At 71.7% G+C, this 1,541-nt stretch carries 1 protein-coding gene and 1 pseudogene; one reads left to right on the top strand and one right to left on the bottom strand.

Features of this window, described 5'->3' with window-relative positions; translation table 11 throughout:
* Positions 1-213 precede the first annotated feature (213 nt).
* Positions 214-1,155 (top strand): acyl-CoA desaturase, encoded by a 942-nt coding sequence (locus ACTIR_RS0100225; protein WP_026452781.1) that lies wholly within the window; start codon positions 214-216, stop codon positions 1,153-1,155.
* A gap of 119 nt (positions 1,156-1,274) precedes the next feature.
* Here ACTIR_RS0100225 and ACTIR_RS20910 read toward each other — a convergent pair.
* Positions 1,275-1,541: pseudogene (locus ACTIR_RS20910) on the bottom strand (hypothetical protein); the annotation flags it as partial.

Below are 1,541 nucleotides of genomic sequence, written 5' to 3'. Positions count from 1 at the left end.
CACCGGCGCGGGGAGCGGCGGCCCGGCCGCCGATGCCGCCGCGGTTCCGGAGACGGAGCGCACCGGGGACACCTCGGTGCGCTGACCGGTCCGGTCCGTGGTCGCACGTCCGCGCGACGTCGCCCGCCGGTTCGCATGCGGACACCGATACGCTGTGCTGCACTGAAGTCGAGCCCCGAGTTCTCCACCACGGATACGAGGTCACCCGCAACGATGAGCTCCACCGCACACGCGTCCGACACGGCGACGTCCGGGCCGAAGCCGCTCGTCGGCGACGAACGCGGCACCGCGCAGATGATCGTGCTGAAGGCGTTCCTGCTGATCCCGTTCGTCGCGCTGCTGACCGCGATCCCCTTCGCCTGGGGCTGGGGTCTGACCTGGCTCGACCTCACCCTCGCGGCCGTGTTCTACACCGTCGGCACCCTCGGGGTCACCGTGGGCTACCACCGCTACTTCACGCACGGCGCGTTCAAGACGAACCGCCCGCTGCGCATCGCCCTGGCCATCGCGGGCAGTATGGCCGTGCAGGGTTCGGTCATCTTCTGGGTGGCCAGCCACCGCAGGCACCACGCCTTCGCCGACAAGGAGGGCGACCCGCATTCCCCGTGGCTGTTCGGCACGTCCCCGACGGCCCTGCTGCGCGGGTTCTGGCACTCGCACATGGGCTGGATGTTCAACCGCGAGGTGACCAACTACGAGCGGTTCGCCCCCGACCTGCTCGCCGACCGGGACCTCACGGTGGTCAACCGCTTCTTCTGGCTGTGGATCACGGCGAGTCTGGCCCTGCCCGCCCTGCTCGGCGGGCTGCTCACCTGGTCGTGGTGGGGGGCGGTGACCGCGTTCTTCTGGGCGGGCCTGGTGCGGATCGCGTTCTCCCACCACATCACCTGGTCGGTGAACTCGATCTGTCACATGGTGGGCGAGCGCCCGTTCGCGAGCCGGGACAGGGCGGCCAACTTCTGGCCGCTGGCGATCCTGTCGATGGGTGAGTCGTGGCACAACTCGCACCACGCGGACCCGACCTGCGCCCGGCACGGGGTGCTGCGCGGCCAGATCGACATCTCGGCGCGGGTGATCTGGCTGTTCGAGAAGCTGGGCTGGGCCCGCAACGTCCGGTGGCCCCGCCCGGAGCGCCTCGCCGCGAAACGCGCCTGACCGCCCCGGTCACCTGTTCCGCGTGCGGGGCACATTCCCTGCGTGTGATGCAGCGAATGTGCCCCGCACCGCGTGTGACGCAGGGAAGGTGCCCTTCACGGCACACCCCGCCCTGGTGCTCAGGTGAGGTGGGTGCGGAGGGCTGAGGCGAAGCGGGTGGGGGCGGCCGGGTCGGCGTGGGCGAGGCCGAGCGAGGGCTCGGTGAGTTCCAGCTCCAGCAGTGCGGGAGTGCCGTCGTCGGTGGGGACCACGTCGACGCGGGCGTAGAGCAGGTCGCTGCGGCGCAGGCCGAGGTGGGCCGCGGCCGCGTCCAGGGTCTGCTCGGCCAGCGCCGCACAGCCCGGTGGGGGGTGGGCGACGCCCACCTTCCCCGACGGGCGGGGGCC

The sequence above is a fragment of the Saccharomonospora iraqiensis subsp. iraqiensis genome, from assembly GCF_000430445.1.
Lineage (GTDB): Bacteria > Actinomycetota > Actinomycetes > Mycobacteriales > Pseudonocardiaceae > Saccharomonospora > Saccharomonospora iraqiensis.
Note: the sequence above shows the minus strand (reverse complement) of the source record. Positions and strands in the feature narration are given on the sequence as shown.

Coding starts and splice junctions, on each gene's coding strand:
- ACTIR_RS0100225 (WP_026452781.1), top strand. CDS start 214: ATGAGCTCCACCGCACACGCGTCCGACACGGCGACGTCCGGGCCGAAG.